Consider the following 26,209-nt stretch of genomic DNA (forward strand, 5'->3'; position numbering starts at 1 on the left):
GATTTAACAATTTAACTAAGTAGACCTGAACTTTCCAAATCAAGTATTTGGACGGTTATTTGGTATACACAAATTTAGTATATCATGATATTTTTATTATTTTTAATGAAAATTATTGACAACTATTAGCTGGTTTTGCGAAAGACATTATAGGTTCTATAGATGAGATCCGCCACTTGCATCGAGCAATTGGCCAGTTACCCAACGGCTGTCTGAGGAAGCGAGAAAGGCGGCAATATCTGCCACATCCTCGGGTTCTCCCCATCTGTTGAAGATTGAAAGACCAGCCGCATACTTTTGTCCATCAAGGTTTTCTAAAGTCGCAGCATTCATCTCCGTATTAATAATTCCAGGCTGTATGGCGTTTACGGTAATATTACGGCTCCCTAGTTGCTTGGCTAGAAGACGCGTAAATGTGTCGATAGCACCTTTGGACATACTGTACGTGAAGACATTTGGAGAAGCTAAACGTGTCACAAAAGATGAAATATTAATAATACGTCCTCCATCTTTTAAACGTGGCAAAGCTTGCTGAGTAACAAAAAGTGATGCTTTGACATTAATCCTCATTACCTCGTCAAATGATTCTTCCGTCGTCTCTTCTAAACTGATAATTTGACCAATTCCAGCATTGTTGACAAGAATATCGAATCCGTCACCGCCCAAATATTCCCGAATAGTATCATCCAAAGTAGTAAATAAATGTTGAATCCCATTTAGAGTACTAAGGTCAGCACCAATCGCACAAGCATTTCCTCCGCTTTGCTCGATCTTGTGAACAACTGCTTCTGCCTCATTACGTCTTTTCCCGTAATGAACGATTACAAAGGCGCCCTCTTGTGCTAGACGCAATGCAATACTGCGTCCAATTCCTCGACTTGAACCTGTAACTAAAGCGACTTTTCCTGCTAACTTACTCATGCTTTCATCTCCTTATTCAAACATAGTTATATTACAGGAGAAATATATCATGGAACATTATTTGAAATGTTGCTCTTTTATTCGATTTCAAGGGGGCGATTGCTTCAGATAACTTAATTCATCTCTTGGTTGCCAACACTGCTTATATAAATCTTGATTACGTTTTTGACGATGTGCATCGTATTGTTTAAATGCTTGTTCAACATAGTAATTTCTTTAAATACATTTTGCCAAAATAATCTAAAGGGGTGTTTCGTCGCAACTTTATTTCAAAGCTACACACGATTGAGTTGTGTACAGATTAGGGTACAACTAAGTTATGTCATGTACGATTATGTTGTGCAGGGTATAACTTAGTTGTACGTAGACAATCAACCGTATGAACATACTTCTGCCGACTGATAATACCTATATTTAATAGTGACAATATTAATTATAATATTTTGCTATGAGAATCAATCTATTTATTACGAATTTTATATTTAAAAACATTATAAAAAAACAAACCCTGATACAGTATCGATTACACTGTACCAAGGTTTATTTTTTATGTCACAACATCTTATATATTTATGACAAACATAATTATAAATTGTGACAGTATTAGTTATAACTCACAATTTGTAGGTTTGTAATAAAGTTTGATTCAAAAGTGTACTGTAAACATTAATTTTACAATAGAAGAAACCCACGCGTTTTAAACAAAGATTGATTAAAATGCATGGGTTCTGTTTTGGCATAATAGCTATTTTTATAAAAAAGATTGATTAAAAATTACATCCAAATTTCCACCTTATTACACTTTTAATTCCCCCCATCCAATAATGACTTATCCCATCTATCTGCAAAATAACGCTTTGAAACCGATGACCATTTTTTGCCCACATATAACGGATTAATATTTTCGTTTACTAATCTATTACTTATTGTAGCTTTATAAAAAGTTGGCTGCGAATGTTGATTTTATATAGAAGAAACCCACACATTTTGAATAAAGATTGATCAAAATGTGTGAGTTTTATTTAGTATGTTTTTATAAAAAAGATTGTTAATAATGACCAGAGTCCGAAATTTCTCTGCATCTCCTATTTTAAATAACGTCCCTGAAACATATCTTTTACGCCCAAAGAGGCAAACGATGATAAAATTGATTTTAAGAATAAGGATTCATACTAACGAAAAAATTTATCAGGCGGTGATGTTTGGCGATGACAGAGAGTGAAGTTTTAAAAGAATATGCACAATCATTATTATTACAAAAAGAAAAAATACACCTTCCTATAATTCCAATTTTAAAAGAAGGAGAAGATATTCCCCTTCTTTATAAATCATTAAATGATGGGTTGATGTCTAGATTATCTAGAGGCGAATTAGTCCTACCCAATTTTCACGAGTGTGAAACAGTAGCAATTTTCACAGATTATGGTGGAGAAGCAAAAGATAGCAAATATTTTACGTATACTATCACACTCGTAGGCTATAATCAGCTTGCTTTTTTCGATGTTTTTATGAAAAATATACGAGAGAAGTATCAATTAAATAACCCAATAAAAGAAATTGCTTTTAAAGACTTAAAATATGGTCCTATTGAGCGTTCGTTGGATGAATATTTGAATGCGATTAATAATACAGTCAACGGCATCGTATTTACTTTAGTAGTGGATAAGGAAATTCATTCGTTAAATGGGCATAATGAAAAAAATTCAAAAAAATTTATTGCAAAATTTTTAGAAGAACAAGGGTTTGGCACAGTTAAAGCTGATGTAGCAGAAAAAATATATCGGATTCTTACTTTAATTTCTTATTTAGTGCATTTACTAGTACCTTATGAAAAAAAAATATTTTGGATGTCCGATCAAGATTCAACAATTGAAACAGAAGAAATGCATCAGAAAATTGCAGATCTTTTACAAAGCGCTATCTATAGTTTTGAAAATGCCGAATATGACACTTTAGGTTACGGAAAACCATTTCCTAAGGACGAAGGTACTTTATTTTTAGATTTATTAAGTATATCCGACTTAACAGCCGGTGCAATTGAGCATTATTTAACTCGTCAAAAAAAATTAGCTAGCTCCGATTTTGAAATTAGTAGGGGTGCAGACAAGATTACAATGTGGTTGGCTAATAATGGACTAGCGTTTAAAAAGCTAACGTATATCGTTAGTTACGATAATGACAAAAAAGCATATAATGGCGGGTTTTTAGAGTTCCACCTATAAAAGCCCTCTTCAAAGTGAAAATTATATTGATGTTACTTTATAAATTAACTGAGCTGTCCGAAAAGTCATTAAAGTTACTTTGCGGACAGTCTCGACTATCCTCACATGTTTTGAATAATGATTGAACAAATTCTCACGTGGCGTTTTCCACCCTATAAAACGATGAATACGCCCGCTCGACGGGAACATCTTGAATCGTTAACCAAGGCTTATAAAGAGCAAGTTCACCTTGCCCTCTACCTTCCTTAATATACCGAGAGATTTTGATTCAGTCCAACCTCTTTGTCGTTTTACATTAAATCACCCCTTATCTATATCCATTGAAATTATGCCATCATACCCTATAGAAACGTGTTCTAAATCAATTTCCTCTTTAAAGTTCTCTAAAATTTCATCTATTTTTTCTTTTAAACCCTCACTAACGATATTTCTAGAATCTTTTTTATAATATGTATTCAAAATTTCATAAAGATCTGTTAGTAAACCAATGCTACAGTGATACCCTTGAATATCAAAAACCATGTAAGAATGATTTAAAACTTCTACTTTTCTTTTAGTTGAATGATTAAGTAAAAAAAGTAGATGTTCATAATATGAGTATACGGCTTTATCAGCATCCATTACTAATTTACAATCCCTTCCTTCTGTTGGATCAATCACTTCTTGCGCTAGATTGTTATTTAAATCCGGATGCGTTGCAACTATATATTTTTTTAAATTTGGTCCAAAATACAACTTATCATAATTATTTCCACTAACTATTTGATGAGTTACGATTGATAAAACAGATTGTAATTGCTCAGAAGCCTCTTCTATAGTTTTATTAGACATATAGTTTCTCCTAGTGGAAGATCCTTTTGCTTCTATCAAATAAACTTCATCAAAGCTCTTACTAAAACCAATAAAATCTGGATATTTACCCTTAGTCGAGACCGTAATAGTTCCATCTTTTATCAAATTTTTTAAATGATAAAGTTGATTTGTTCCCATAAATTTTTGGGCATAACATTGTGCAAATAACATACCTAATGTAAAGGAAACTATTCGTACTTCACTTTCTTCTAAAGCAGCTATATTTTTTATTCTCACTTTAGAATTCGAAGGTGTAAAGTCTATAAAAGCATCAATCAAAGCTAACTTCCACCTTAATACATCACCTGGTATAATCCCCTTCCATGGTGGCTTCCCATTAGTTATAGCATTTCTTCTAATAGTATTTTTGTTAATCACATATTCACTATCAATGAAAACATTCTTATTGATAAAGTCACTTACAGTTAAAAAATCCTTATACCTAATCTTCAAACTACTTAACCTCCTAAAAATTAACAAAAATATTATTCCTCTAAACAAAAACATCCGTTCGCTTATTTAAATTATAAGCGAATGGATGTAAATTTATAAATCATTTAATTCGAAATTATGTAAAATTACTTCACCTTGCATTAATTGACTCCACTATTTCTAGCCAAATCAAACAATAGTGTTTCAATTGCCTGTCCATAAATTTTTACTGGCAAATCGATTTCTTGAGGTCGAGAATAATATGGTAGTCCAGAGATATATTCTATATAAGTCGGTAAAGTTGTGCATAATGAAAAGAAATCTCTAATTTGATATACAATCTTATGGGCACTAATCAAACTCGTAGGCTCTTCAAATTTAATTGTTAGCCTTACATTGGTGCTTATTTTTAACATACTTGAAAATCTATAATTATAATCTGGCATCGTAGCATAACTAATACTGAATTCAAATTTTTCATTCTTGTGAATTATAGGAATAATTTCTTTAGTAGTTATCATATATTCCATAGATGTATCTAAATCCATTTCAATTGCTTCTTGAAATGCCCATTTATTCAAGTTTGTTACACTAAAATAAACCTCCTTTATTAAAATATCATTTTCAGAATTGAACATTGCCCCTTCTAAAATGTAACTACAATTAACTTTATATAAATATTTTGTTTTATAGCCATGAACTATAGATGTAGATCTCGCCCCATTAATATTGCACTGGTATAAAGTAAAAGCTTTTCCTTGATAAGTATTTCCATAAACTACATCCGTATAGTAAGGAAGTGCATCTGGAGTATCACTATAAAAATCTAACTCAAAAATATTTTTGCTATAATCTGCATGTAATATTACACTTAAAACAAATTCAGTTCCACCAATTTTCCAATTACCAAATTGTAATTCTTCAATATTAGACAATATATATCCTCCTTAACCATATTTAATTTCTGAAAATAAAAAATAACCCCTTCCGGATATAATACCCAAAGAGGTTATTTTTTATCAAACTTTATTATTAATGATCAATCTTTTTTACAAAGCTACACAATTAACACCCACAACTCTAAGCCCTACTCCACAGTCACTGATTTAGCTAAGTTACGAGGTTTATCAACGTCACAGCGGCGGTGTAGTGCCGCATAGTAGCTAATTAGCTGTAATGGCACAACTGAAACAAGTGGTGTTAGGTATTCGTTGACATGCGGGATCACTAAACGGTCGCCGTCTTCGTCTACGCCTGCCATAGCAATAATGCATGGGTATGCTCCACGTGCAGCTACCTCTTTGACATTGCCGCGAATATTTAAGGCTACCGATTCTTGTGTGACAAGGGCGAAAACGGGTGTGCCTTCTTCAATTAAAGCAATCGTACCATGTTTTAGTTCGCCACCTGCAAAACCTTCTGCTTGAATATATGAAATTTCTTTTAGTTTTAAAGCACCTTCAAGACTTACACAGAAGTCGATATTACGACCAATGAAGAAAGCGTTGCGTGCAATTTTTAAGTAGTCCTCTGCGATGTCTTCTAATACATCTTTTGCATCAATAATTGTTTGAATACCGTTGGCCGCAATTGCAAGCTCTTGTTTTAAATCAAATTCTAAGCCTTTACCGCTTGCTTTTGCTGTCACATATGCTGCTAGTGCAAGTACTGCCACCTGGGCTACATATGCTTTTGTTGAAGCTACAGCGATTTCAGGACCTGCATGTAATAATAATGTATAATCTGCTTCACGTGATAGCGTTGAACCTGGTACGTTTGTAATCGTTAATGTTGGATACCCAAGCTCTTTAATTTTCACAAGTACTTGGCGGCTATCCGCTGTTTCACCTGATTGGGTAATAAAGATAAATAGTGGTTTTTCTGAAAGTAGTGGCATGTTATAACCAAACTCGCTTGAAATATGCACTTCTACCGGAATACCAGCCATTTTCTCGAAATATTGTTTACCGATTAAACCTGCATGGTAACTTGTGCCGGCAGCAATAATGTATAATCGATCGGCAGCTTGCAATGCTTGTAATATCGCTGCATCAATTGTTAAATCGCCATTTTCGCCTTCGTACGCTTGAATGATTTTACGGATAACCGTCGGCTGTTCATCCATCTCTTTTAACATATAGTGAGGGTACGTACCTTTTTCAATATCGCTCATATCAAGCTCTGCTGTGTAAGGTGCACGCTCCACTACTGTGCCATCTAATTTTGTAATTTGCACACTACCTTTGTGCACGATAACGACTTCTTTATCGTGTAATTCCACAAATTGATCAGTTACTTGTAGCATTGCCATGGCATCTGATGCAACTACATTGAAACCATCGCCTACACCTACAAGAAGTGGTGATTTGTTTTTCGCCACAAAAATTGTATCAGCCGCTTCAGCATCTAATAATGCAAGTGCATAAGAGCCGTGTAGTAGAGATAATGTTTTACGGAACGCCTCTGCTGTTTGCAGTCCATCTTTCACAAATAGCTCTACTAACTGCACGATTACTTCTGTATCCGTGTCAGATTTCATTGGGATGCCTTTTAAGTATGTTTTTTGTAATAAATGATAGTTTTCAATTACACCATTATGCACAATCGTAAAACGACCTGATGCGCTTTGATGAGGGTGCGCGTTTAAACGGTTAGGTACTCCGTGCGTTGCCCAACGTGTATGACCGATCCCTACCTTAGCCGCTACATCCTCGTCTACTGCTCCACGTAAATCAGCGATACGACCTTTTTCTTTGAAGATTGTTACGCCTTCTTCGTTGCGTACAGCGATACCTGCTGAGTCATAGCCACGGTACTCTAGCTTCTCTAAACCTTTTAATAAAATTTCCTTAGCATCTGATTCACCAATATATCCTACAATTCCACACATATTATATTTCCTCCGATATTGTCATATTAACGCAATGACAAACTAGACCTCAGCCTATCGAAATTTTTCGGTGGGCGTAAACAGTACCGCTTATTTTCAAAACGAAAATAAACATACTTATGCGCGCACGTCCTCAGACTATTTCAGCTATCTAAAATAGTGCTTTGCTCGATACGTGAAGTTTTCCTATTTATCTATTGCTCTACTTATACCTTCTCCATTTTCTGTACATTCAATCACTCAAATGCTTTCAAAATGAAAAATGACAATCGGGTATGTCGATCGGGAGGCATCCGCCGAATTTTCGATAAACCTCCACCTCGTCTGCTGAAGATGTCTTCGTCCAATTTCTTCAGCTCAGGCGCTATAATTGTTTTCCGATTTTTGTGCTTCCTTTCCTCCTTTAGCACTTGCTAAGCGGACAAGGTCACCCAAGCCGTCAGCTTCTCCATAATACTCAATCATATGCTATTCGTCAAATTTTCGTTATTAAAAATAACCCTTAGCTACTTTTTTTGTGACAAACTATCAAAGTGTAAGATGAGAAATGCCAGCATGATTGTATAACAATAGCAAAATGGCTGGGACAAAAGTGAAAAAGTGTTAGATTGACCGCCACCAATCTAACACTTTTTTGCTGTGTCGTTGTTGTCCGCTTCGGCGGTGCTTTCCGCTCAGCACAGTAAGCCGCAACCATCGCTAACTTGTAGAATGCCTGCGTCTTACGCTGTGTGCGTCCTGAGCAGGAGTCACCGCCTTTGCTACCAACAACTAGTTTTTCCTTTTTATTTAATTAGCGATAATTTATCAACACCAATGTACCACTATTTAATATTTTAAGGTTATGTCCCAGCCTCTTAAAAAGGAACGACGCTTAGCTCTCTTTGCTTGCAAGTAATTTCACAATTTCTCGGTTAAAAGCTGGTAAATCTTTTGGTGTACGACTTGTTACTAATTGCTTTTGACAAACAAATACTTCTTCGTCATGGAAAATAGCACCTGCGTTTTCCAAGTCTACTTGTATGGATTTATAGCCTGTTGCATCACGTCCATTTAATGTTTTGGCTGTAATCAGTAGCTGTGGCCCGTGACAAATTGCAAAGGTTGGCTTCATGTCATCCATAAACGTTTTGACGAAGGCTACAATGCGATCATCTGCACGTAAAATATCAGGTGAAAAGCCACCTGGAATAAACAGTGCATCAAACTCTGAAGCATGAACTTCCTCGATTCCCTTATCAATTTTCACTTTTTCACCATGTTTACCTTCAACTTCTTTTCCTGCTTCAATGTCAATTGTAATGACCTCATGCCCGGCAGCCTCTAATGCTGCCTTTGGACTTGTATACTCCACGTCTTCAAACATATCTGTTATTACTGTTGCAATTTTAGCCATATAAATTAAACACCCCTTGTTTATTGTGACTCTACTTTATTCTTCCCTCCTTCAAAAATTTCAAACATAAAAAAACGACCTCCCAATGGTGGGAGATCGCGTAATTTATAATTATTCCGTTAAACCCATTTCCGTACGTACTACATTGGCAATACGTTCTACATAAATTTCGCAGTCCGTTTCTGTAGCAGCTTCCACCATTACACGAACAAGTGGCTCAGTGCCAGAAGGACGTACTAAAATACGACCGTTTCCAGCCATATCTGATTCAACTTCTGCTATTACAGCTGCAACCTTAGCATTTTCCGTCACTGCATGCTTGTCTGTTACACGTACATTGACTAAACGTTGTGGGAAGATTGTCATTTCTGCTGCAAGCTCTGATAACTTTTTGCCAGTAGCTTTCATAATACTAACGAGTTGAATACCTGTCAGCAAGCCATCACCCGTTGTATTAAAGTCTAAGAACACAATATGACCAGATTGCTCTCCGCCAAGATTGTATTCATTAGCACGCATTTCTTCCACAACGTAACGATCGCCTACAGCCGTTTGTACGCTATGCATGCCATTTTCTTCAACAGCCTTGTAGAAGCCCATATTACTCATCACTGTTGAGACAATCGTTTGCTTTTTCAAACGACCAACTGCATTTAAGTGTTTACCAATGATAAACATAATTTGGTCACCGTCAACAATTTTACCTTTTTCGTCTACTGCAATAAGGCGATCGCCATCTCCATCGAATGCTAAACCAACATCTGCACCCTTTTCAGTCACAAATGCAGCAAGACCTTCTGGATGTGTTGAACCAACACCGTCATTAATGTTCAGACCTGTTGGGGAAGCACCCATTGTTGAAATGTCTGCTTCTAAGTCGGCAAATAAATGAGTTGCCAATGATGATGTTGCACCATGTGCGCAATCTAGCGCTACATGAATACCATCAAATTCTTCATCTACCGTTTGCTTTAGGTATTGAATATACTTTTGTCCACCTTCGAAATAGTCACTTACAATGCCTAGATCTGCACCGATTGGACGTGGTAATGTATCTTCTTGAGCATCAAGAATTGCTTCAATTTCTGCTTCTTGAGCATCAGTTAACTTGAAACCATCGGGACCAAAAAATTTAATGCCATTGTCGGCAACTGGGTTATGTGAAGCTGAAATCATGACGCCTGCATCTGCACTCATAATTCGGGAAAGATAAGCAACACCCGGTGTAGAAATTACACCAAGACGCATTACCTCTACGCCAATTGATAAAAGCCCAGCTACTAGTGCACCTTCAAGCATTTCGCCTGAAATACGTGTGTCACGACCAATTAATACCTTTGGACGCCCTGTTGCATCCTTTGTTAAAACATAGCCACCTACACGGCCTAGTTTAAATGCAAACTCCGGTGTTAATTCACTATTCGCGACGCCACGGACGCCATCTGTTCCAAAATATTTACCCATTCTAATTGTTCTCTCCTTCAATGCAAGACGACCGCATCATGCTTATTTCCTGCGGACAATCGGACGGCTCGTCTGCTTACTTTTGGAAAAGTCTATTTTTTATTTATCTACTAGTATTTAGGCCTCTTTAAATCACTTTTAAAGGCTCTAAGGCAAAAAGATGTCGGTACTCAAGTGTCGCACATTCACTATAACGGAATTATACAGGTGCTAACTTGAGCCATTATGTTCGTCAGCATTTTCGCTTTGCTGGATCACACAATTTATAGAGACAGGAAATCTCATATATGAATCAAGTTAAAATTATAGTCAGTTATTGTTTAAGAATCAATATCTTCTGTCACAGGTTCAGGATTTGTCTCTGTAGGATTAGCAATCGTTTCCTTTTCCACCGGTTCTACTGGATCCACCTGATCTACCTTTTCGGCTTTCTCTGCCTTTGTAACATTCGCTTTAATTTTAACTTTCTGTTGAGATACTTTAGTCGCACCCTCTGGTAATTTCACATCAAATTCATACGTTTTCGATTCCGTGATTTTTGATAAATCCACTTCAACAGGTACTTCGGTTAAAACATCAATAATGGATTTCTTGCCAAATAGCCTTAAGCTAGTAGTATCAAGGGTTAATTGATTAATGGTAATCCCTTCTGCTGCTTTGCCCGTTTCCTTTATCGTAACAGGAAGTTCTTTGCTATATTCAGCAATATCTACCCGTACCTTAACCTGTTCTGGTTCTATTATCACATCTAATTTATTTAAATCGCGATCTAATACTTTAACAGCCGCCGCTTGAGAGAAAGGTTGTTTCAAGCCTTGTTCACCCGTAACAGTCGCTTTCACATAGCTAATGCTTTCAATAGCACTTTTTGCCCCTGTTACAAACACAGTTGCTGGGTTAGCAGACATTCCTTTTAAGTAATATCCTTCATCTATTAAACGATTATTCATTTCCGGATCTACACGGAACTCTTGTGTGACTTTTTCCTCTATATTTACATTTACTTTTGCTGGGTCTAGCGTCACTTGCAACTTATCGGAAATATTTTCGTATTGTAGTTCAACGCTATGCTCACCAATTAATAAATCATTTAAATTTACAAATACTGAGAAATCTTTCACTAATTTTGCTTGTAAGGCGATTTGTTTTGGTCCCCTTACCGTGACATTCACTGTTTTTGGAATACCCGTCACGATGAGACTATCATCATCATAATAAACTTCTACGGGTACATCTCGAATGACTTCAACCTGTTCAGTCATCGCAGTTTTATCTGTAGAAGCTAACTCAGTCCGAACAGAGAAAAATAGTAAGCACGCTAGAAAAAGCGCAATGATTCGCAATACCCATGGGCTATCCATCATTTTATCCATTCTTTTTCCCCCTCCAAGTCAACTTAGAGGCTGCATTCGATTCTTGTGCTGATCCGAACCACATTTTGCGTAACAGTGTTTCGAATTCCTCTAGAGAAAGATTGCGATGTAGATTTCCATTTAACGTAATACTAATAGCTCCCGTTTCCTCTGATACGATAATCGTAATCGCATCTGTTACTTCACTAAGCCCAAGAGCTGCACGATGTCGTGTGCCAAGTTCCTTTGAAATAAACGGACTTTCCGAAAGTGGTAAATAGCAAGCTGCTGCTGTAACCTTATCTTTCTGCATAATGACTGCACCATCATGTAATGGTGTATTCGGTATAAAAATGTTAATAAGCAATTCAGAAGAAACTTCTGCATTTAGACCTATTCCCGTTTCAATATATTCATTCAAGCCTGTGTCTTTTTCTATAGAAATTAATGCACCAATTCGGCGTTTTGCCATATAGCTAACCGACTTCTTCATGGCCTCAATCAGTCTTGTTTGCTCTTCTTCTTCTTGACTTGTCGAACGTTGGAAAAGCTTTCCTCGTCCAATTTGTTCTAGACCTCGTCGTATTTCCGGTTGGAAGATGATAATGATGGCCAAGAAACCAAACTCGATTACTTGCTTTAGCATCCACCCCAAAGTTTCTAACCCTAAAAAGTCTGTTGCGATACGTGCAATAATTATGACGAAAATGCCTTTCAATAGTTGGACAGCTTTCGTCCCTTTAATGAGGGTTAAAATTTTATAAACAACGTACCAAACGAGCAGTACATCTATGAAGTTAATAGCAATATTCACTGGTGTTAAATCCGTGAATTGTTCGATAATTTGCACGTGGCATCCCCCACTTTTCATTGCGAATCCATACACATTTAAGTATAGCACATTCTTTTCAAATGTAACTTTTTTCAAATGAAAAGTCTACCCATATGAGTAGACTTTTCATCCTCTACCGTGCACTACCATGTAGGACGTATAGAGTTCTATTTAGTTTCTTTTTCCTCAAATGTCATTGCTGCCTTGACGGAATTTTTGATAGTATACCATAACCATTCGAATGCTTCGTCAATTTCCTCGATATTGCCTGAAACGACTGCTGAAGATGCCATATACTGACCGTTAATAATCGTTACATTGCCATCTACTTCACCCTCAACAAGTAAGTCGCCATTTTTGACAACGATATCGCCTTTTACGACCTCTCCTTCTGGAACAATAACCGTTTGTCCTTCTACAACAAGGTTTGGTTGTTTGGAGACCGAGAAGTTTTGATCATCCATGAAACTACCTAATAAAGTAGCACTCATAAATAAACAGAAAACTGCTGCTGCCACAAAGAACGGATGACGACGAATCCATTTTTGCATACCTACACGACTTTTGGGTTTCGGTAAACGTGCCATCACCGCAGCTTCGAAATCCGGAGGTGCTGTAATATGGGAAGCACTCTTCACAAAGGCGATCGTTTCACTCAATTCTTGCATCAATTGCTTGCAATCACCGCATGATTGCAAATGTTGTTTCAACTCTTGCTCATGCTCACGACTAATGTCACCGTCTAAATAATCATGCATATAATCAATAATATGCTCTGGACAAATATTCATGACGCTCCCCCTCCTACAGATTGTTTAATTGCTTTCGTAATGCTTCACGTCCGCGGTGAATTCTCGTTTTCACTGTCCCAAGAGGCATATCCAAAATTTCACTGATTTCCTGTAACGATAATTCTTCGATATATTTCAATACTATAACTGAACGATATTTATCCGGCAATCGTCCAATCTCATATTGAATACGATCTTGTAGCTCCATCTGCTCTAACTGTTCCTCTGGTAGTTGGTCATCTGCTGCAATCTGCGAATACATATCGAGCCCTTCTGTACCAGCTACCTCCGCATCTAAATAATAATCCGGCTTTTTCTTTCTAATACGGTCTATGCAGAGGTTCGTCGCAATGCGATAAAGCCACGTCGAAAATTTTCTTTTTTGATCAAAAGTATGCAAGTTCATATAAGCGCGAACAAATGCTTCTTGTGCAATATCCTCAGATTCTTGCTTGTTTCCTAACATTCGGTAGCATACTTGGTACAGTTTGTGCTGATAGAGACTCACAATATCGGCAAATGCGTTTTGATCGCCTTTAAGCACTTGTTTTATTCTCTTATTTACTAACGCATCCATTGTGTTTACTTCTCCACCTTTACAACTGTCTTATACTATACGACCCGACTATAAGAAAAGTTTCAATTTATATTCAATTATAACAAAAGTTTTTTAAACGATGTGGCGATAAAGATTTTTTTCACAATTTACATTAAACTAGTGTCTCACCAAACAAAGAACCTATTAATGCTACTGCCACATCTGCCGTTTTATTTTTCTCGTCTAGTATAGGATTCACCTCAACAAATTCAGCAGATGTTAACATCCCTGATTCTTGTAGCATTTCCATTGCTAAATGACTTTCACGATACGATATACCGCCAGGCACCGGCGTTCCCACTCCTGGTGTATAAAGCGGGTCTAGACCATCTAAATCTAACGATAAATGTAAACCGTCTACTTTACGTTCTTGTAAGTAAGCGATTGCATCTTCCATCACACGCGTCATACCAAGTCGATCAATTTCATGCATTGTATAGACCTTAATACCTTGTTGGCGAATTAGCTCACGTTCCCCCGGATCTACTGAACGTGCACCGATAATAATGACATTTTCAGGCTTAACCTTTGGTGCATAGTTGCGAATTTGTACAAGACGTTCATGACCCAATCCAATACTAACCGCAAGTGGCATACCGTGAATATTACCAGATGGTGTTGTTTCAGGTGTATTCAGATCGGCATGTGCATCAAACCAAATAACACCTAGGTTTTGAAAGTGCTCTCCAAGTCCTGCAAGCGTACCGATTGCAATACTATGATCACCGCCAAATACAAGCGGAAATTTTTTTTGTTCTAACACTTCATGTACTTGGTTAGCTAATGTGGTACTGATATCTATAACTTCCTCTAAATTTAATAGCTGTTTATCAACTTCTTTACTATCATGCTTTTGACTAACAAGTATATCTCCCTGATCATGTACCTCGTGTCCGATTGCCTCTAATCGCTCTACAACGCCCGCATATCGAATTGCACTTGGCCCCATGTCAACCCCTCTTCGTGTTTGTCCGTAATCTGTTGGTACTCCAATAATTGATACTTGTTGTTTATTCATATTTTTATACCCCCTTTTGGTGATAAGACTATTGTAAAGCCTACAATACACTTGGCTCAACCCAACAATAAATCGTATATTTATTCATTTAATACGTAAAAAAATCTCCTGCTGTTTTCAGCAAGAGATTAGTATCTGTAGTTAATGTTACACTTTTGAATTTAATATATAGAAAAGTGAGCCATGAAGGACTCGAACCTTCGACCCTCTGATTAAAAGTCAGATGCTCTACCAACTGAGCTAATGGCTCATAAAAGAAAAAATGGCTGGGGTACTAGGATTCGAACCTAGGCATGACGGAATCAAAATCCGTTGCCTTACCGCTTGGCTATACCCCAATCATTTAAATAAATAAAACTGGTGGAGGGGGACGGATTCGAACCGCCGAACCCTAAGGAGCGGATTTACAGTCCGCCGCGTTTAGCCACTTCGCTACCCCTCCGAAAAAACACTATATGGTGGAGGATGACGGGCTCGAACCGCCGACCCTCTGCTTGTAAGGCAGATGCTCTCCCAGCTGAGCTAATCCTCCATAGAAACAGGTGTTATTTCTTCACAGTTTATTTATCTTTTTAAGCCTATGCATTACTACGATGTTTTGAAAATGGTGACCCCTACGGGATTCGAACCCGTGTTACCGCCGTGAAAGGGCGGTGTCTTAACCGCTTGACCAAGGGGCCATTTATTATGTCTCAAACAAGACAAGATTTATATTAACATCATTTTCATTTTGATGCAAGTATTTTTTAAAAATTTCTTTTTTAAATTATAAATTAGTTAAAAAAGTGCAAAAAAATGGCTCCGAAGGCAGGACTCGAACCTGCGACAACCTGATTAACAGTCAGGTGCTACTACCAACTGAGCTACTTCGGAACAATACTATTTAATTTGGTTTTGACAACCTCTTAAGTACATTTATTATTATAGCAAGCATTCTAAATTATGCAATACTTTTTCAACAAAATTATTTAATTTATTGCATAATTTTCGAATTGACGTATATCAAACCTCAATAGTTCTCTATTAAATCTAATATTTCTATTTAATGTATCAAATATTCTTGCTGTATATTATTGTAATTGTTAAAATAAAAATAGTTTTACGAATTTTCTATTAAATTTGTTTTGGGGAGGAATGTTCATATGGTAACAAAGGATTTAATTGCACCAGAGCTTTACAACATCACGGAGGAATTAGAGAAATTCTCCCAAGATAGTGATCGCCAAGCTATAAGATGGTTGGATGCACAACAAAACCGACGTACAATTTCTTATGCCGATCTTATTCAAAAAATGAATCAATACGCGAATGCTTTTACGGAGAGAGGATTACAAAAAGGGGATCGTGTTTTAGTCATTATTCCCCGCCTACCAGAAGCTTATTTTGTTTTCCTTGGCTGTTTAAAAGCAGGTATTGTTCCGATCTCTTGTTCAGAGATGTTACGCGCAAGTGATTTAGAATATCGTATGGAACACTCTTCTGCAACTGCTGTTATTGCCTACGAGGCTTTCACTAGTGAAGTAGATAAAATTACTTCTTCTGTTGCAGCATTGGATAATAAATTAGTAATTGGCAACGCTACGAACAATTGGATTTCTTTAGATGCATTAGCTGAAAAGCAACCTACAAGCTTTACAGCTGTTGCGACAAAACGCGATGATATGGCATTCCTATCTTATACTTCAGGCACAACGGGTAAACCTAAAGGGGTGGTTCACTCTCATGGCTGGGGCTATGCGCATATTCGAACAGCAGCTTCCAAATGGCTTTGTGTACGTGAAGGGGACTTAGTCTGGGCTACTGCAGCACCAGGCTGGCAAAAATGGATTTGGAGTCCATTTTTATCGACAATTATGTTAGGAGCAACGGCTTTTGTCTATCATGGTAGTTTTGAACCTCATACGTATCTTCAACTCCTACAGGACGAAAAAGTCAATGTGCTATGTTGCACCCCGACAGAATATCGTATTATGGCAAAGATTGATAATCTTAAAGATTACAACTTAGCTTCATTAAGAAGTGCTGTTTCTGCAGGTGAGCCATTAAATCGTCCAGTTATTGAAACATTTATGAACAATTTCGGTCTGAAAGTACGAGATGGTTATGGACAAACAGAAAATACATTATTAATAGGTACGCTTGAAAACACAGAGTTACGACCTGGTTCTATGGGTGTTCCTACACCAGGAAATATTGTACGTATTATAGACCATGAAGGTAATGAAGCACCCGTAGGAGAAGTCGGAGACATCGCTGTCCATAAATCATCGCCTGCCTTATTCAAGGAATATTACCGTGAGCCTGAACGCACGCAAGCTGCCTTTAGAGGTGAGTGGTATATTACAGGTGACCAAGCAAAATGTGATGAGGATGGATACTTCTGGTTTGAAGGACGTGGAGATGACATTATTATCTCATCAGGCTACACAATTGGACCATTTGAAGTGGAAGATGCTTTAAACAAACACGAGGCTGTACAAGAATGTGCAGTTGTTGCTGCACCAGATGAAATTAGAGGGCATATAGTAAAAGCGTTTGTAATCTTACGTGAGAGCTTTAGAGGACGTGATGAGGACGAATTAATAAAAGAACTTCAAGAGCATGTTAAAGCGCTAACAGCACCATATAAATACCCTCGTAGTATTGTCTTTTTAGATGAGCTTCCTAAGACCACATCGGGCAAAATTCGTCGTATTGAATTACGTGCGACTACTGTTTAAAAAACAATTTTGGAGACATTTCACGCATTATGGTGAAATGTCTCCATTCTTTTTAAATGAATTTACAGTTTGCCATGTTTAATGGCCTCTCTATAGTCATATTTCACATAATGAAAGAAATTAAAAAAAGCCACTACTGAGTGTATCAGCAGCGACTTTTTGCGCCTAGCGACGTCCTACTCTCACAGGGGGAAGCCCCCAACTACCATCGGCGCTAAAGAGCTTAACTTCCGTGTTCGGTATGGGAACGGGTGTGACCTCTTTGCCATCATCACTAGACAGTATTTAATTGAAAGGTTGTTCTTTCAAAACTGGATAAACGGTTCATTGAATGTTTCAAACTTTTTGGTTAAGTCCTCGATCGATTAGTATTCGTCAGCTCCATGTGTCACCACACTTCCACCTCGAACCTATCTACCTCATCGTCTTTGAGGGATCTTACTTACTTGCGTAATGGGAAATCTCATCTTGAGGGGGGCTTCATGCTTAGATGCTTTCAGCACTTATCCCGTCCACACATAGCTACCCAGCGATGCCTTTGGCAAGACAACTGGTACACCAGCGGTGTGTCCATCCCGGTCCTCTCGTACTAAGGACAGCTCCTCTCAAATTTCCTACGCCCACGACGGATAGGGACCGAACTGTCTCACGACGTTCTGAACCCAGCTCGCGTACCGCTTTAATGGGCGAACAGCCCAACCCTTGGGACCGACTACAGCCCCAGGATGCGATGAGCCGACATCGAGGTGCCAAACCTCCCCGTCGATGTGGACTCTTGGGGGAGATAAGCCTGTTATCCCCGGGGTAGCTTTTATCCGTTGAGCGATGGCCCTTCCATGCGGAACCACCGGATCACTAAGCCCGTCTTTCGACCCTGCTCGACTTGTAGGTCTCGCAGTCAAGCTCCCTTGTGCCTTTACACTCTACGAATGATTTCCAACCATTCTGAGGGAACCTTTGGGCGCCTCCGTTACCTTTTAGGAGGCGACCGCCCCAGTCAAACTGTCCGCCTGACACTGTCTCCTGCCCCGCTAAGGGGCATGGGTTAGAATTTCAATACAACCAGGGTAGTATCCCACCGACGCCTCCTTCGAAGCTGGCGCTCCGAGATCTCTGGCTCCTACCTATCCTGTACAAGTTGTACCAAAATTCAATATCAGGCTACAGTAAAGCTCCACGGGGTCTTTCCGTCCTGTCGCGGGTAACCTGCATCTTCACAGGTACTATAATTTCACCGAGTCTCTCGTTGAGACAGTGCCCAGATCGTTACGCCTTTCGTGCGGGTCGGAACTTACCCGACAAGGAATTTCGCTACCTTAGGACCGTTATAGTTACGGCCGCCGTTTACTGGGGCTTCAATTCGCAGCTTCGCTTGCGCTAACCACTCCTCTTAACCTTCCAGCACCGGGCAGGCGTCAGCCCCTATACGTCACCTTACGGTTTTGCAGAGACCTGTGTTTTTGCTAAACAGTCGCCTGGGCCTATTCACTGCGGCTCTCATGCGCTTGCACGCTCAAGAGCACCCCTTCTCCCGAAGTTACGGGGTCATTTTGCCGAGTTCCTTAACGAGAGTTCTCTCGCACACCTTAGGATTCTCTCCTCGACTACCTGTGTCGGTTTGCGGTACGGGCACCTCTCACCTCGATAGAGGCTTTTCTTGGCAGTGTGAAATCAGGAACTTCGTCCATACGGACTCGCCATCACAGCTCAACGTTACAGTGTGCGGATTTGCCTACACACACGCCTTACTGCTTGGACGCGCACAACCAACGGCGCGCTTACCCTATCCTACTGCGTCCCCCCATTTCTCAAACGGTGAGGAGGTGGTACAGGAATATCAACCTGTTGTCCATCGCCTACGCCTATCGGCCTCGGCTTAGGTCCCGACTAACCCTGAGCGGACGAGCCTTCCTCAGGAAACCTTAGTCATACGGTGGACGGGATTCTCACCCGTCTTTCGCTACTCATACCGGCATTCTCACTTCTAAGCGCTCCACCAGTCCTTCCGGTCTGACTTCAACGCACTTAGAACGCTCTCCTACCACTGACATCGTAGATGTCAATCCACAGCTTCGGTGAATCGTTTAGCCCCGATACATTTTCGGCGCAGCGTCACTCGACCAGTGAGCTATTACGCACTCTTTAAATGATGGCTGCTTCTAAGCCAACATCCTGGTTGTCTGTGCAACGCCACATCCTTTTCCACTTAACGATTACTTTGGGACCTTAGCTGGTGGTCTGGGCTGTTTCCCTTTTGACTACGGATCTTATCACTCGCAGTCTGACTCCCGTGTATAAATATCTGGCATTCGGAGTTTGTCTGAATTCGGTAAACCGGGATGGCCCCCTAGTCCAAACAGTGCTCTACCTCCAGTATTCTCATCACGAGGCTAGCCCTAAAGCTATTTCGGAGAGAACCAGCTATCTCCAAGTTCGATTGGAATTTCTCCGCTACCCACACCTCATCCCCGCACTTTTCAACGTGCGTGGGTTCGGGCCTCCAGTAAGTGTTACCTCACCTTCACCCTGGACATGGGTAGATCACCTGGTTTCGGGTCTACGACCACGTACTAATTCGCCCTATTCAGACTCGCTTTCGCTGCGGCTCCGCCTTCTAAAGCTTAACCTCGCACGTAATCGTAACTCGCCGGTTCATTCTACAAAAGGCACGCTATCACCCATTAACGGGCTCTAACTACTTGTAGGCACACGGTTTCAGGATCTCTTTCACTCCCCTTCCGGGGTGCTTTTCACCTTTCCCTCACGGTACTGGTTCACTATCGGTCACTAGGTAGTATTTAGCCTTGGGAGATGGTCCTCCCGGATTCCGACGGAATTTCACGTGTTCCGCCGTACTCAGGATCCACTCTGGAGGGAACGAACTTTCGACTACAGGGCTTTTACCTGCTCTGGCGGACCTTTCCAAGTCGCTTCATCTAACTCATTCCTTTGTAACTCCGTATAGAGTGTCCTACAACCCCAAGAGGCAAGCCTCTTGGTTTGGGCTCTTCCCGTTTCGCTCGCCGCTACTCAGGGAATCGATTTTTCTTTCTCTTCCTCCAGGTACTTAGATGTTTCAGTTCCCTGGGTCTGCCTTCAAGACGCTATGTATTCACGTCAAGATACTACGCGATTAAACGTAGTGGGTTCCCCCATTCGGAAATCTCCGGATCAAAGCTCACTTACAGCTCCCCGAAGCATATCGGTGTTAGTGCCGTCCTTCTTCGGCTCCTAGTGCCAAGGCATTCGCCGTGCGCCCTTAATAACTTAACCTATCGGCTTCCAATCCACTGCGCATTTCGTTGTCAGCTTCTCTCGTTCAATCAGTCACGTACGTAAGTACGCTCCTTCATTCACTCGTTCGCTTCCTAGAACTGCTTGTGTCTTGAAACCCTATTTCGTTATTAAGCCTATAAAAAACTTAAAAAAATAAATGTGTTTGTTACAATTTCAATGTCGTTTTATCCAGTTTTCAAAGAACAAATTCACTACCTGTTTCTACTTCTTCGCAAATTTGCGACGAAAGCGTAGCGACAGGAGCACAGTTTTGAAGTATTTCATCGTAATGATGAACCTTCAAAACTGAACGCAAAACGTAATCTTACAAACCCAAGGTTTGTATTCCGAAAATATCCTTAGAAAGGAGGTGATCCAGCCGCACCTTCCGATACGGCTACCTTGTTACGACTTCACCCCAATCATCTATCCCACCTTCGGCGGCTGGCTCCAAAAGGTTACCTCACCGACTTCGGGTGTTACAAACTCTCGTGGTGTGACGGGCGGTGTGTACAAGGCCCGGGAACGTATTCACCGCGGCATGCTGATCCGCGATTACTAGCGATTCCGGCTTCATGTAGGCGAGTTGCAGCCTACAATCCGAACTGAGAACGACTTTATCGGATTAGCTCCCTCTCGCGAGTTGGCAACCGTTTGTATCGTCCATTGTAGCACGTGTGTAGCCCAGGTCATAAGGGGCATGATGATTTGACGTCATCCCCACCTTCCTCCGGTTTGTCACCGGCAGTCACCTTAGAGTGCCCAACTAAATGATGGCAACTAAGATCAAGGGTTGCGCTCGTTGCGGGACTTAACCCAACATCTCACGACACGAGCTGACGACAACCATGCACCACCTGTCACCGTTGTCCCCGAAGGGAAAACCATATCTCTACAGTGGTCAACGGGATGTCAAGACCTGGTAAGGTTCTTCGCGTTGCTTCGAATTAAACCACATGCTCCACCGCTTGTGCGGGCCCCCGTCAATTCCTTTGAGTTTCAGTCTTGCGACCGTACTCCCCAGGCGGAGTGCTTAATGCGTTAGCTGCAGCACTAAGGGGCGGAAACCCCCTAACACTTAGCACTCATCGTTTACGGCGTGGACTACCAGGGTATCTAATCCTGTTTGCTCCCCACGCTTTCGCGCCTCAGTGTCAGTTACAGACCAGATAGTCGCCTTCGCCACTGGTGTTCCTCCAAATCTCTACGCATTTCACCGCTACACTTGGAATTCCACTATCCTCTTCTGCACTCAAGTCTCCCAGTTTCCAATGACCCTCCACGGTTGAGCCGTGGGCTTTCACATCAGACTTAAGAAACCACCTGCGCGCGCTTTACGCCCAATAATTCCGGACAACGCTTGCCACCTACGTATTACCGCGGCTGCTGGCACGTAGTTAGCCGTGGCTTTCTAATAAGGTACCGTCAAGGTACAGCCAGTTACTACTGTACTTGTTCTTCCCTTACAACAGAGTTTTACGAACCGAAATCCTTCTTCACTCACGCGGCGTTGCTCCATCAGGCTTTCGCCCATTGTGGAAGATTCCCTACTGCTGCCTCCCGTAGGAGTCTGGGCCGTGTCTCAGTCCCAGTGTGGCCGATCACCCTCTCAGGTCGGCTACGCATCGTTGCCTTGGTGAGCCGTTACCTCACCAACTAGCTAATGCGCCGCGGGCCCATCCTATAGCGACAGCCGAAACCGTCTTTCAGTATTGTCCCATGAGGGACAATAGATTATTCGGTATTAGCCCCGGTTTCCCGGAGTTATCCCAAACTATAGGGTAGGTTGCCCACGTGTTACTCACCCGTCCGCCGCTAACGTCAAAGGAGCAAGCTCCTTCTCTGTTCGCTCGACTTGCATGTATTAGGCACGCCGCCAGCGTTCGTCCTGAGCCAGGATCAAACTCTCCATAAAAGAAATTTGATTAGCTCAAATTGTTTTGCTGGCATCAATTTTGATGTCCAAAATTTTGTTTCGTTCACTAACATAAGATAGCTAATAAAAACTATATTGATTACGTTTTGCTTGTTCAGTTTTCAAGGTTCATTTTGTTTCGTTTGTCGCGTCATCTCTTGGCGACTTATACATAATAACATCGATTAATCATGAAAGTCAACATAAAATCATAAGTTTTTTTAAAGAGGTTATTTTGTCGTTTTAAAAATATAGAAATGGGGTCTTTAATATGATTCGTAAAACGTTGATATCACTGGGTTTAATAGTAATATTATTTGTCTTTATCAAACCGCTAAATTCTACGATGATTTCTGTATTTAATATCGCTAATGCACCAACTGTTGTAACAAAAGGACATTATGGTACTTCTCTTATTGTCGAAATTTCTTTTTCTGATGACGCGTTGTTAGATTGGTTAAAAAACGTAAAAGCACCTTATCCGCTTCTACTTTTAGATGCTGCATGGATTGAACGCTCACCAGAGCATATTAAAGTGATACAAGAGAGGAAACTACCTACAGGATTATTAGGTCCTGAAGATTCAGTAGAAAAACCAATAGATATTTCCTTAATACAAAAGGATGTTGAAACTTATGAAAGATATTTAAAGGCAACACCACTTTGGTTTGCCACAAGAAATCATCAATATTCTCAGGAATTGCAAAAGAGCTTATTTCAAAAACAAGTAAACATTCTGTCGCCATCTCTCATTTGGCAAGGAGAAAAAACGCCTCAATTACAGAAAGGAGATTTCTTATTTACTTCATTGCATCAAGACAGTAATGTTTCTTTTAAAGCATTAAATACTTTATTGCAGCAAAATAAATTTATATCTATTGAAGAAAATATATTCGGTTACTCAGTTCAATCTAAAAAAACCCCATAAAAAAGTAGCCTCATCTATCTTTGAGGCTACTCAATTTTTTATTCATTATGCATTTTTTGCTTGATTAAGGCGAGCTTTTCGACGCTCTTCTAATTTTCGGCGATCTTCGTCAGATTTTGCATTGTATTTTGGTAATACTAATAATTGATATGCATTTACAGCTAGTAATGGGAATAATAATAAGGCAACATATTCGTTAATATTTTCATCACGTCCCATTAATGCGATTGTCCACTCTAAGGTTGTAATAACAATCATAAAAAATAATGCGGACACTAAAACATGTTTTTTTCCAGTCATTTTCACTTTTTGCATGGCTGTTGCTACTGATGCAAAAATTAAAACGATTAAAAGTCCCAAATAGAATACCCAGCTTTGTCCATCTTTAACACCCGGTACAAAACGGAAGAACACAATATCAAAGATGGTAACAGCAATCAATAATAGCTGTACCCAATTCCATAGCGTTAGCGTTCTAAAAATGTTAACACCTACTTGATGCAGTGTTAGATAGGCGAAAAACCCTGCTTGTGCAATAACACTCATTGTAAACCCTAGGAATACCATCCATAAAAGCCCTGCGAAAAATTCACCCCATTGACCATTTGCTACATATGGTTGAAAGAAGCTCCATCGAATAAATAAACTAAAAATTCCGTTGACTACGCCACCAACGAGCATTGCAAAGAAGAAAAACTTTGCCCAATTTCGTATCGTCACAACTCAAAGTCCCCCAATTTCTTCATATATCTGTAATCATTTTAACAATGCATTGTTAAAAAAGCTATTTCTCTTCGCAAGCAATACATAAAGTCATCATAAATGTGAACAATAATTGAAAGAGTCTATCTATAGAAAGGGCTGATGTTACATGCGAAAATTGACTTTATTACTGATTTTAACGCTTTTTCTTGCTGCCTGTTCACAAGATAAAACCTCTACCATGTCTTATGATGAGATAAAAAAAATTATGATTGACTCTCTACAAACAGAGGATGGTAAAAAGGCGTTGCGACAGCTTTTAGAGGAGCCGAGTTTTCGTGAATTATTGATATTAGAACATGACGAAGTAAAAAAGGCGACAGAGGAAACATTGCTTTCAAAAGAAGCAGAGGATTTTTGGAAAAAGACTTTTGAAGATCCAAAATTCAAAGAAACTGTAGCCAAAAGTATGCAAAAGCAACAACAGGATATTATGAAGGAACTCATGAAAGATCCTACTTACCAAAAGGATTTGGAATCATTCTTTGGTCAGCCTGATATGCAAAAGCAAATGGAGACGATTTTAAAATCCTCTACTTTGCGCAAGCAAATGGAGGAAGTCGTAAAGGAAACGATTGAAAGTCCACTAATGCAGGCGAAATGGCTGGAGCTTATCAAAAAAAGTGGTGAGAGTACTTCATCTGAGAGCGGCAACAAAAAAGAGGCTAGCGCTGACGGTGGCGGCAGCTCAGATAAAGAAAAAAAGCAGAGCGGCCAATAACTTCACAAAACAAATAAGATTTCCTCAGCAATTTGAGGAAATCTTTTTTGTTTATTTATTTAATTTTTGAATGATTTTCGTCGCAATATTGATATACGTTTGTCCTGTTGGATGCTTTTCTGCATACACGGAAGGCGCAAATTCCTCATCCGTCCAATCTGGCTGACCAAGTGGAATTTGTCCAAGTAGCTCTGTACGTAGCTCTTCTGTTAATTTTGCACCGCCACCTTGACCAAATACAAATTCACGTTCCCCTGATTTCGACTCAAACCATGCCATATTTTCAATAACACCTAGAATTTCATGGTCAGTTTGTAGAGCCATTGCCCCTGCACGAGCGGCAACAAATGCTGCTGTTGGGTGAGGCGTAGTTACAACAATTTCTTTTGAAGAAGGTAACATTTGATGAATGTCTAAAGCTACATCACCTGTTCCTGGTGGTAAGTCTAATAGAAGATAGTCCAGCTCGCCCCATTCTACATCGCGGAAGAATTGATCTAATACTTTCCCTAGCATTGGTCCACGCCAAACGATTGGTGCATTATTTTCAACGAAGAATCCCATTGAGATCACTTTTACACCAAAACGGTCAACTGGGAAAATACGATTGTCTACTACCTTTGGCATATCTGTAACACCCATCATGTCAGGTACACTGAATCCATAAATATCAGCATCAATTAAACCTACTTTTTTTCCTAGACGGGCTAGCGCTACCGCTAAGTTAACAGATACTGTAGATTTCCCTACGCCACCTTTCCCGGAAGCAATTGAAATCACTTGTACTGTACTTAGTGGTGATAAAATATCTTGCGCTTCAGCTTCTGTTGCTGTGCCACGGAAACTTTGTAATTTTTCTGCTGATAATTCTTCAAAGCGAATACCAACCGTGTTAGCTCCCGCTTCTTTTAATACATCTACAATCTTCATTTGAAGTTGCATTTGCTCCGGTGTATTTGTTTTAGCAATCGCAATTTTTACACTGACATGGTTTTTTTCTTCTTTAATTGCCACATTTGTAATACCGTCAGTTTCTGCTAATGATTTATGTAAAAATGGATCTTGTAGTTGTCCCAGTATTTCTCGCACTTGTTGTTCTGTTATCACGACGAACACTCC

At 39.7% G+C, this 26,209-nt stretch carries 17 protein-coding genes, 6 tRNA genes and 3 rRNA genes; 4 read left to right on the forward strand and 22 right to left on the reverse strand.

Translation table 11 applies throughout. The features are described from left to right. Nucleotides 1-156: 156 nt before the first annotated feature. A complete protein-coding gene (locus T479_RS21550) occupies nucleotides 157-921 on the reverse strand; it encodes an SDR family oxidoreductase (RefSeq protein WP_025220823.1) in 765 nt (254 codons plus the stop codon). Between the two features lie 1,208 nt (nucleotides 922-2,129). Between T479_RS21550 and T479_RS21555 the strand changes: the two genes are divergently transcribed. Further along, nucleotides 2,130-3,143 (forward strand): hypothetical protein, encoded by a 1,014-nt coding sequence (locus tag T479_RS21555; RefSeq protein ID WP_144340677.1) that lies wholly within the window; start codon nucleotides 2,130-2,132, stop codon nucleotides 3,141-3,143. A 300-nt stretch (nucleotides 3,144-3,443) separates the two neighbouring features. Here T479_RS21555 and T479_RS21560 read toward each other — a convergent pair whose 3' ends face one another. The 16 genes from T479_RS21560 to T479_RS21635 all read right to left on the reverse strand — a co-directional run bounded on the left by T479_RS21560 (nucleotide 3,444) and on the right by T479_RS21635 (nucleotide 15,641). Then, nucleotides 3,444-4,448, reverse strand: coding sequence for a hypothetical protein (locus T479_RS21560; RefSeq protein WP_025220825.1), 1,005 nt, complete (start codon nucleotides 4,446-4,448; stop codon nucleotides 3,444-3,446). 140 nt (nucleotides 4,449-4,588) lie between these two features. Further along, on the reverse strand, nucleotides 4,589-5,362 hold the full coding sequence (locus T479_RS21565) for an ApeA N-terminal domain 1-containing protein (protein WP_025220826.1): 774 nt from the start codon (nucleotides 5,360-5,362) through the stop codon (nucleotides 4,589-4,591). Nucleotides 5,363-5,514: 152 nt separating this feature from the next. Further along, nucleotides 5,515-7,317, reverse strand: a complete 1,803-nt coding sequence (glmS, locus tag T479_RS21570; protein WP_024364058.1) for a glutamine--fructose-6-phosphate transaminase (isomerizing) — start codon at nucleotides 7,315-7,317, stop codon at nucleotides 5,515-5,517. A gap of 874 nt (nucleotides 7,318-8,191) precedes the next feature. Then, nucleotides 8,192-8,713 carry a type 1 glutamine amidotransferase domain-containing protein gene (locus tag T479_RS21575; protein WP_025220827.1) on the reverse strand — a complete coding sequence of 174 codons (522 nt, stop codon included), beginning with the start codon at nucleotides 8,711-8,713 and terminating at the stop codon, nucleotides 8,192-8,194. Nucleotides 8,714-8,824: 111 nt separating this feature from the next. Next, nucleotides 8,825-10,177, reverse strand: coding sequence for a phosphoglucosamine mutase (gene glmM, locus T479_RS21580; protein WP_024364060.1), 1,353 nt, complete (start codon nucleotides 10,175-10,177; stop codon nucleotides 8,825-8,827). Between the two features lie 320 nt (nucleotides 10,178-10,497). Then, a complete protein-coding gene (locus T479_RS21585; RefSeq protein ID WP_025220828.1) occupies nucleotides 10,498-11,550 on the reverse strand; it encodes a CdaR family protein in 1,053 nt (350 codons plus the stop codon). Further along, nucleotides 11,543-12,379, reverse strand: coding sequence for a diadenylate cyclase CdaA (gene cdaA / locus T479_RS21590; RefSeq protein ID WP_024364062.1), 837 nt, complete (start codon nucleotides 12,377-12,379; stop codon nucleotides 11,543-11,545). Before cdaA ends, T479_RS21585 begins: the two co-directional genes overlap by 8 nt. A gap of 149 nt (nucleotides 12,380-12,528) precedes the next feature. Beyond that, nucleotides 12,529-13,152 (reverse strand): anti-sigma factor family protein, encoded by a 624-nt coding sequence (locus T479_RS21595; RefSeq protein WP_024364063.1) that lies wholly within the window; start codon nucleotides 13,150-13,152, stop codon nucleotides 12,529-12,531. Nucleotides 13,153-13,165: 13 nt separating this feature from the next. Further along, entirely contained in the window at nucleotides 13,166-13,729 is a 564-nt protein-coding gene (gene sigW, locus T479_RS21600) for an RNA polymerase sigma factor SigW (protein WP_004225410.1), read from the reverse strand. 133 nt (nucleotides 13,730-13,862) lie between these two features. Further along, on the reverse strand, nucleotides 13,863-14,768 hold the full coding sequence (gene rocF, locus T479_RS21605; RefSeq protein ID WP_024364064.1) for an arginase: 906 nt from the start codon (nucleotides 14,766-14,768) through the stop codon (nucleotides 13,863-13,865). Nucleotides 14,769-14,945: 177 nt separating this feature from the next. Beyond that, nucleotides 14,946-15,018: transfer RNA gene (locus T479_RS21610), tRNA-Lys, on the reverse strand. A gap of 13 nt (nucleotides 15,019-15,031) precedes the next feature. Then, nucleotides 15,032-15,106, reverse strand: a tRNA-Gln gene (locus T479_RS21615). Between the two features lie 20 nt (nucleotides 15,107-15,126). Continuing rightward, a tRNA-Tyr gene (locus T479_RS21620) sits at nucleotides 15,127-15,210 on the reverse strand. 14 nt (nucleotides 15,211-15,224) lie between these two features. Then, nucleotides 15,225-15,300: transfer RNA gene (locus tag T479_RS21625), tRNA-Val, on the reverse strand. 73 nt (nucleotides 15,301-15,373) lie between these two features. Beyond that, nucleotides 15,374-15,448, reverse strand: a tRNA-Glu gene (locus T479_RS21630). A 116-nt stretch (nucleotides 15,449-15,564) separates the two neighbouring features. Continuing rightward, nucleotides 15,565-15,641, reverse strand: a tRNA-Asn gene (locus T479_RS21635). Nucleotides 15,642-15,910: 269 nt separating this feature from the next. Between T479_RS21635 and mbcS the strand changes: the two genes are divergently transcribed. Continuing rightward, on the forward strand, nucleotides 15,911-17,488 hold the full coding sequence (gene mbcS, locus T479_RS21640; protein WP_024364065.1) for an acyl-CoA synthetase MbcS: 1,578 nt from the start codon (nucleotides 15,911-15,913) through the stop codon (nucleotides 17,486-17,488). 163 nt (nucleotides 17,489-17,651) lie between these two features. Here the strand turns inward: mbcS and rrf are convergent. The 3 genes from rrf to T479_RS21655 all read right to left on the reverse strand — a co-directional run bounded on the left by rrf (nucleotide 17,652) and on the right by T479_RS21655 (nucleotide 22,679). Further along, nucleotides 17,652-17,767, reverse strand: a 5S ribosomal RNA gene (gene rrf / locus T479_RS21645). 66 nt (nucleotides 17,768-17,833) lie between these two features. Next, nucleotides 17,834-20,761: ribosomal RNA gene (locus T479_RS21650) — 23S ribosomal RNA — on the reverse strand. A 366-nt stretch (nucleotides 20,762-21,127) separates the two neighbouring features. Then, a 16S ribosomal RNA gene (locus T479_RS21655) occupies nucleotides 21,128-22,679 on the reverse strand. Together the 16S, 23S and 5S rRNA genes form the textbook arrangement of a ribosomal RNA operon. Nucleotides 22,680-22,950: 271 nt before the next feature. Here T479_RS21655 and T479_RS21660 point away from each other — a divergent pair. Continuing rightward, nucleotides 22,951-23,607: a hypothetical protein gene (locus tag T479_RS21660; RefSeq protein WP_025220829.1), complete on the forward strand. Its 657-nt coding sequence runs from the start codon at nucleotides 22,951-22,953 to the stop codon at nucleotides 23,605-23,607. Between the two features lie 45 nt (nucleotides 23,608-23,652). Here the strand turns inward: T479_RS21660 and T479_RS21665 are convergent, their stop codons facing one another. Continuing rightward, complete coding sequence (locus tag T479_RS21665; protein ID WP_024364338.1) at nucleotides 23,653-24,327, reverse strand: KinB-signaling pathway activation protein; 675 nt, start codon at nucleotides 24,325-24,327, stop codon at nucleotides 23,653-23,655. A 151-nt stretch (nucleotides 24,328-24,478) separates the two neighbouring features. Between T479_RS21665 and gerD the strand changes: the two genes are divergently transcribed. Then, the gene (gene gerD / locus T479_RS21670; protein WP_024364339.1) at nucleotides 24,479-25,090 is read left to right on the forward strand and encodes a spore germination lipoprotein GerD; all 612 of its coding nucleotides are present in this window, start codon (nucleotides 24,479-24,481) and stop codon (nucleotides 25,088-25,090) included. A 51-nt stretch (nucleotides 25,091-25,141) separates the two neighbouring features. On the opposite strand, the gene T479_RS21675 is transcribed toward gerD, so the two are convergent. Next, nucleotides 25,142-26,197, reverse strand: a complete 1,056-nt coding sequence (locus tag T479_RS21675) for an iron-sulfur carrier protein/transcriptional regulator SalA (protein ID WP_024364340.1) — start codon at nucleotides 26,195-26,197, stop codon at nucleotides 25,142-25,144. Nucleotides 26,198-26,209: the final 12 nt, after the last annotated feature.

This window comes from Lysinibacillus sphaericus, assembly GCF_000600105.1.
GTDB lineage: Bacteria > Bacillota > Bacilli > Bacillales_A > Planococcaceae > Lysinibacillus > Lysinibacillus sphaericus.

Excerpts from the sequence above, each read along its gene's own strand:
- mbcS (WP_024364065.1), top strand. The coding sequence starts at position 15,911 with ATGGTAACAAAGGATTTAATTGCACCAGAGCTTTACAACATCACGGAG.
- T479_RS21660 (WP_025220829.1), top strand. The coding sequence starts at position 22,951 with ATGATTCGTAAAACGTTGATATCACTGGGTTTAATAGTAATATTATTT.
- T479_RS21585 (WP_025220828.1), bottom strand. The coding sequence starts at position 11,550 with ATGGATAAAATGATGGATAGCCCATGGGTATTGCGAATCATTGCGCTT.
- T479_RS21595 (WP_024364063.1), bottom strand. The coding sequence starts at position 13,152 with ATGAATATTTGTCCAGAGCATATTATTGATTATATGCATGATTATTTA.
- T479_RS21555 (WP_144340677.1), top strand. The coding sequence starts at position 2,130 with ATGACAGAGAGTGAAGTTTTAAAAGAATATGCACAATCATTATTATTA.
- glmM (WP_024364060.1), bottom strand. The coding sequence starts at position 10,177 with ATGGGTAAATATTTTGGAACAGATGGCGTCCGTGGCGTCGCGAATAGT.
- T479_RS21575 (WP_025220827.1), bottom strand. The coding sequence starts at position 8,713 with ATGGCTAAAATTGCAACAGTAATAACAGATATGTTTGAAGACGTGGAG.
- sigW (WP_004225410.1), bottom strand. The coding sequence starts at position 13,729 with ATGGATGCGTTAGTAAATAAGAGAATAAAACAAGTGCTTAAAGGCGAT.
- T479_RS21550 (WP_025220823.1), bottom strand. The coding sequence starts at position 921 with ATGAGTAAGTTAGCAGGAAAAGTCGCTTTAGTTACAGGTTCAAGTCGA.
- glmS (WP_024364058.1), bottom strand. The coding sequence starts at position 7,317 with ATGTGTGGAATTGTAGGATATATTGGTGAATCAGATGCTAAGGAAATT.
- rocF (WP_024364064.1), bottom strand. The coding sequence starts at position 14,768 with ATGAATAAACAACAAGTATCAATTATTGGAGTACCAACAGATTACGGA.
- gerD (WP_024364339.1), top strand. The coding sequence starts at position 24,479 with ATGCGAAAATTGACTTTATTACTGATTTTAACGCTTTTTCTTGCTGCC.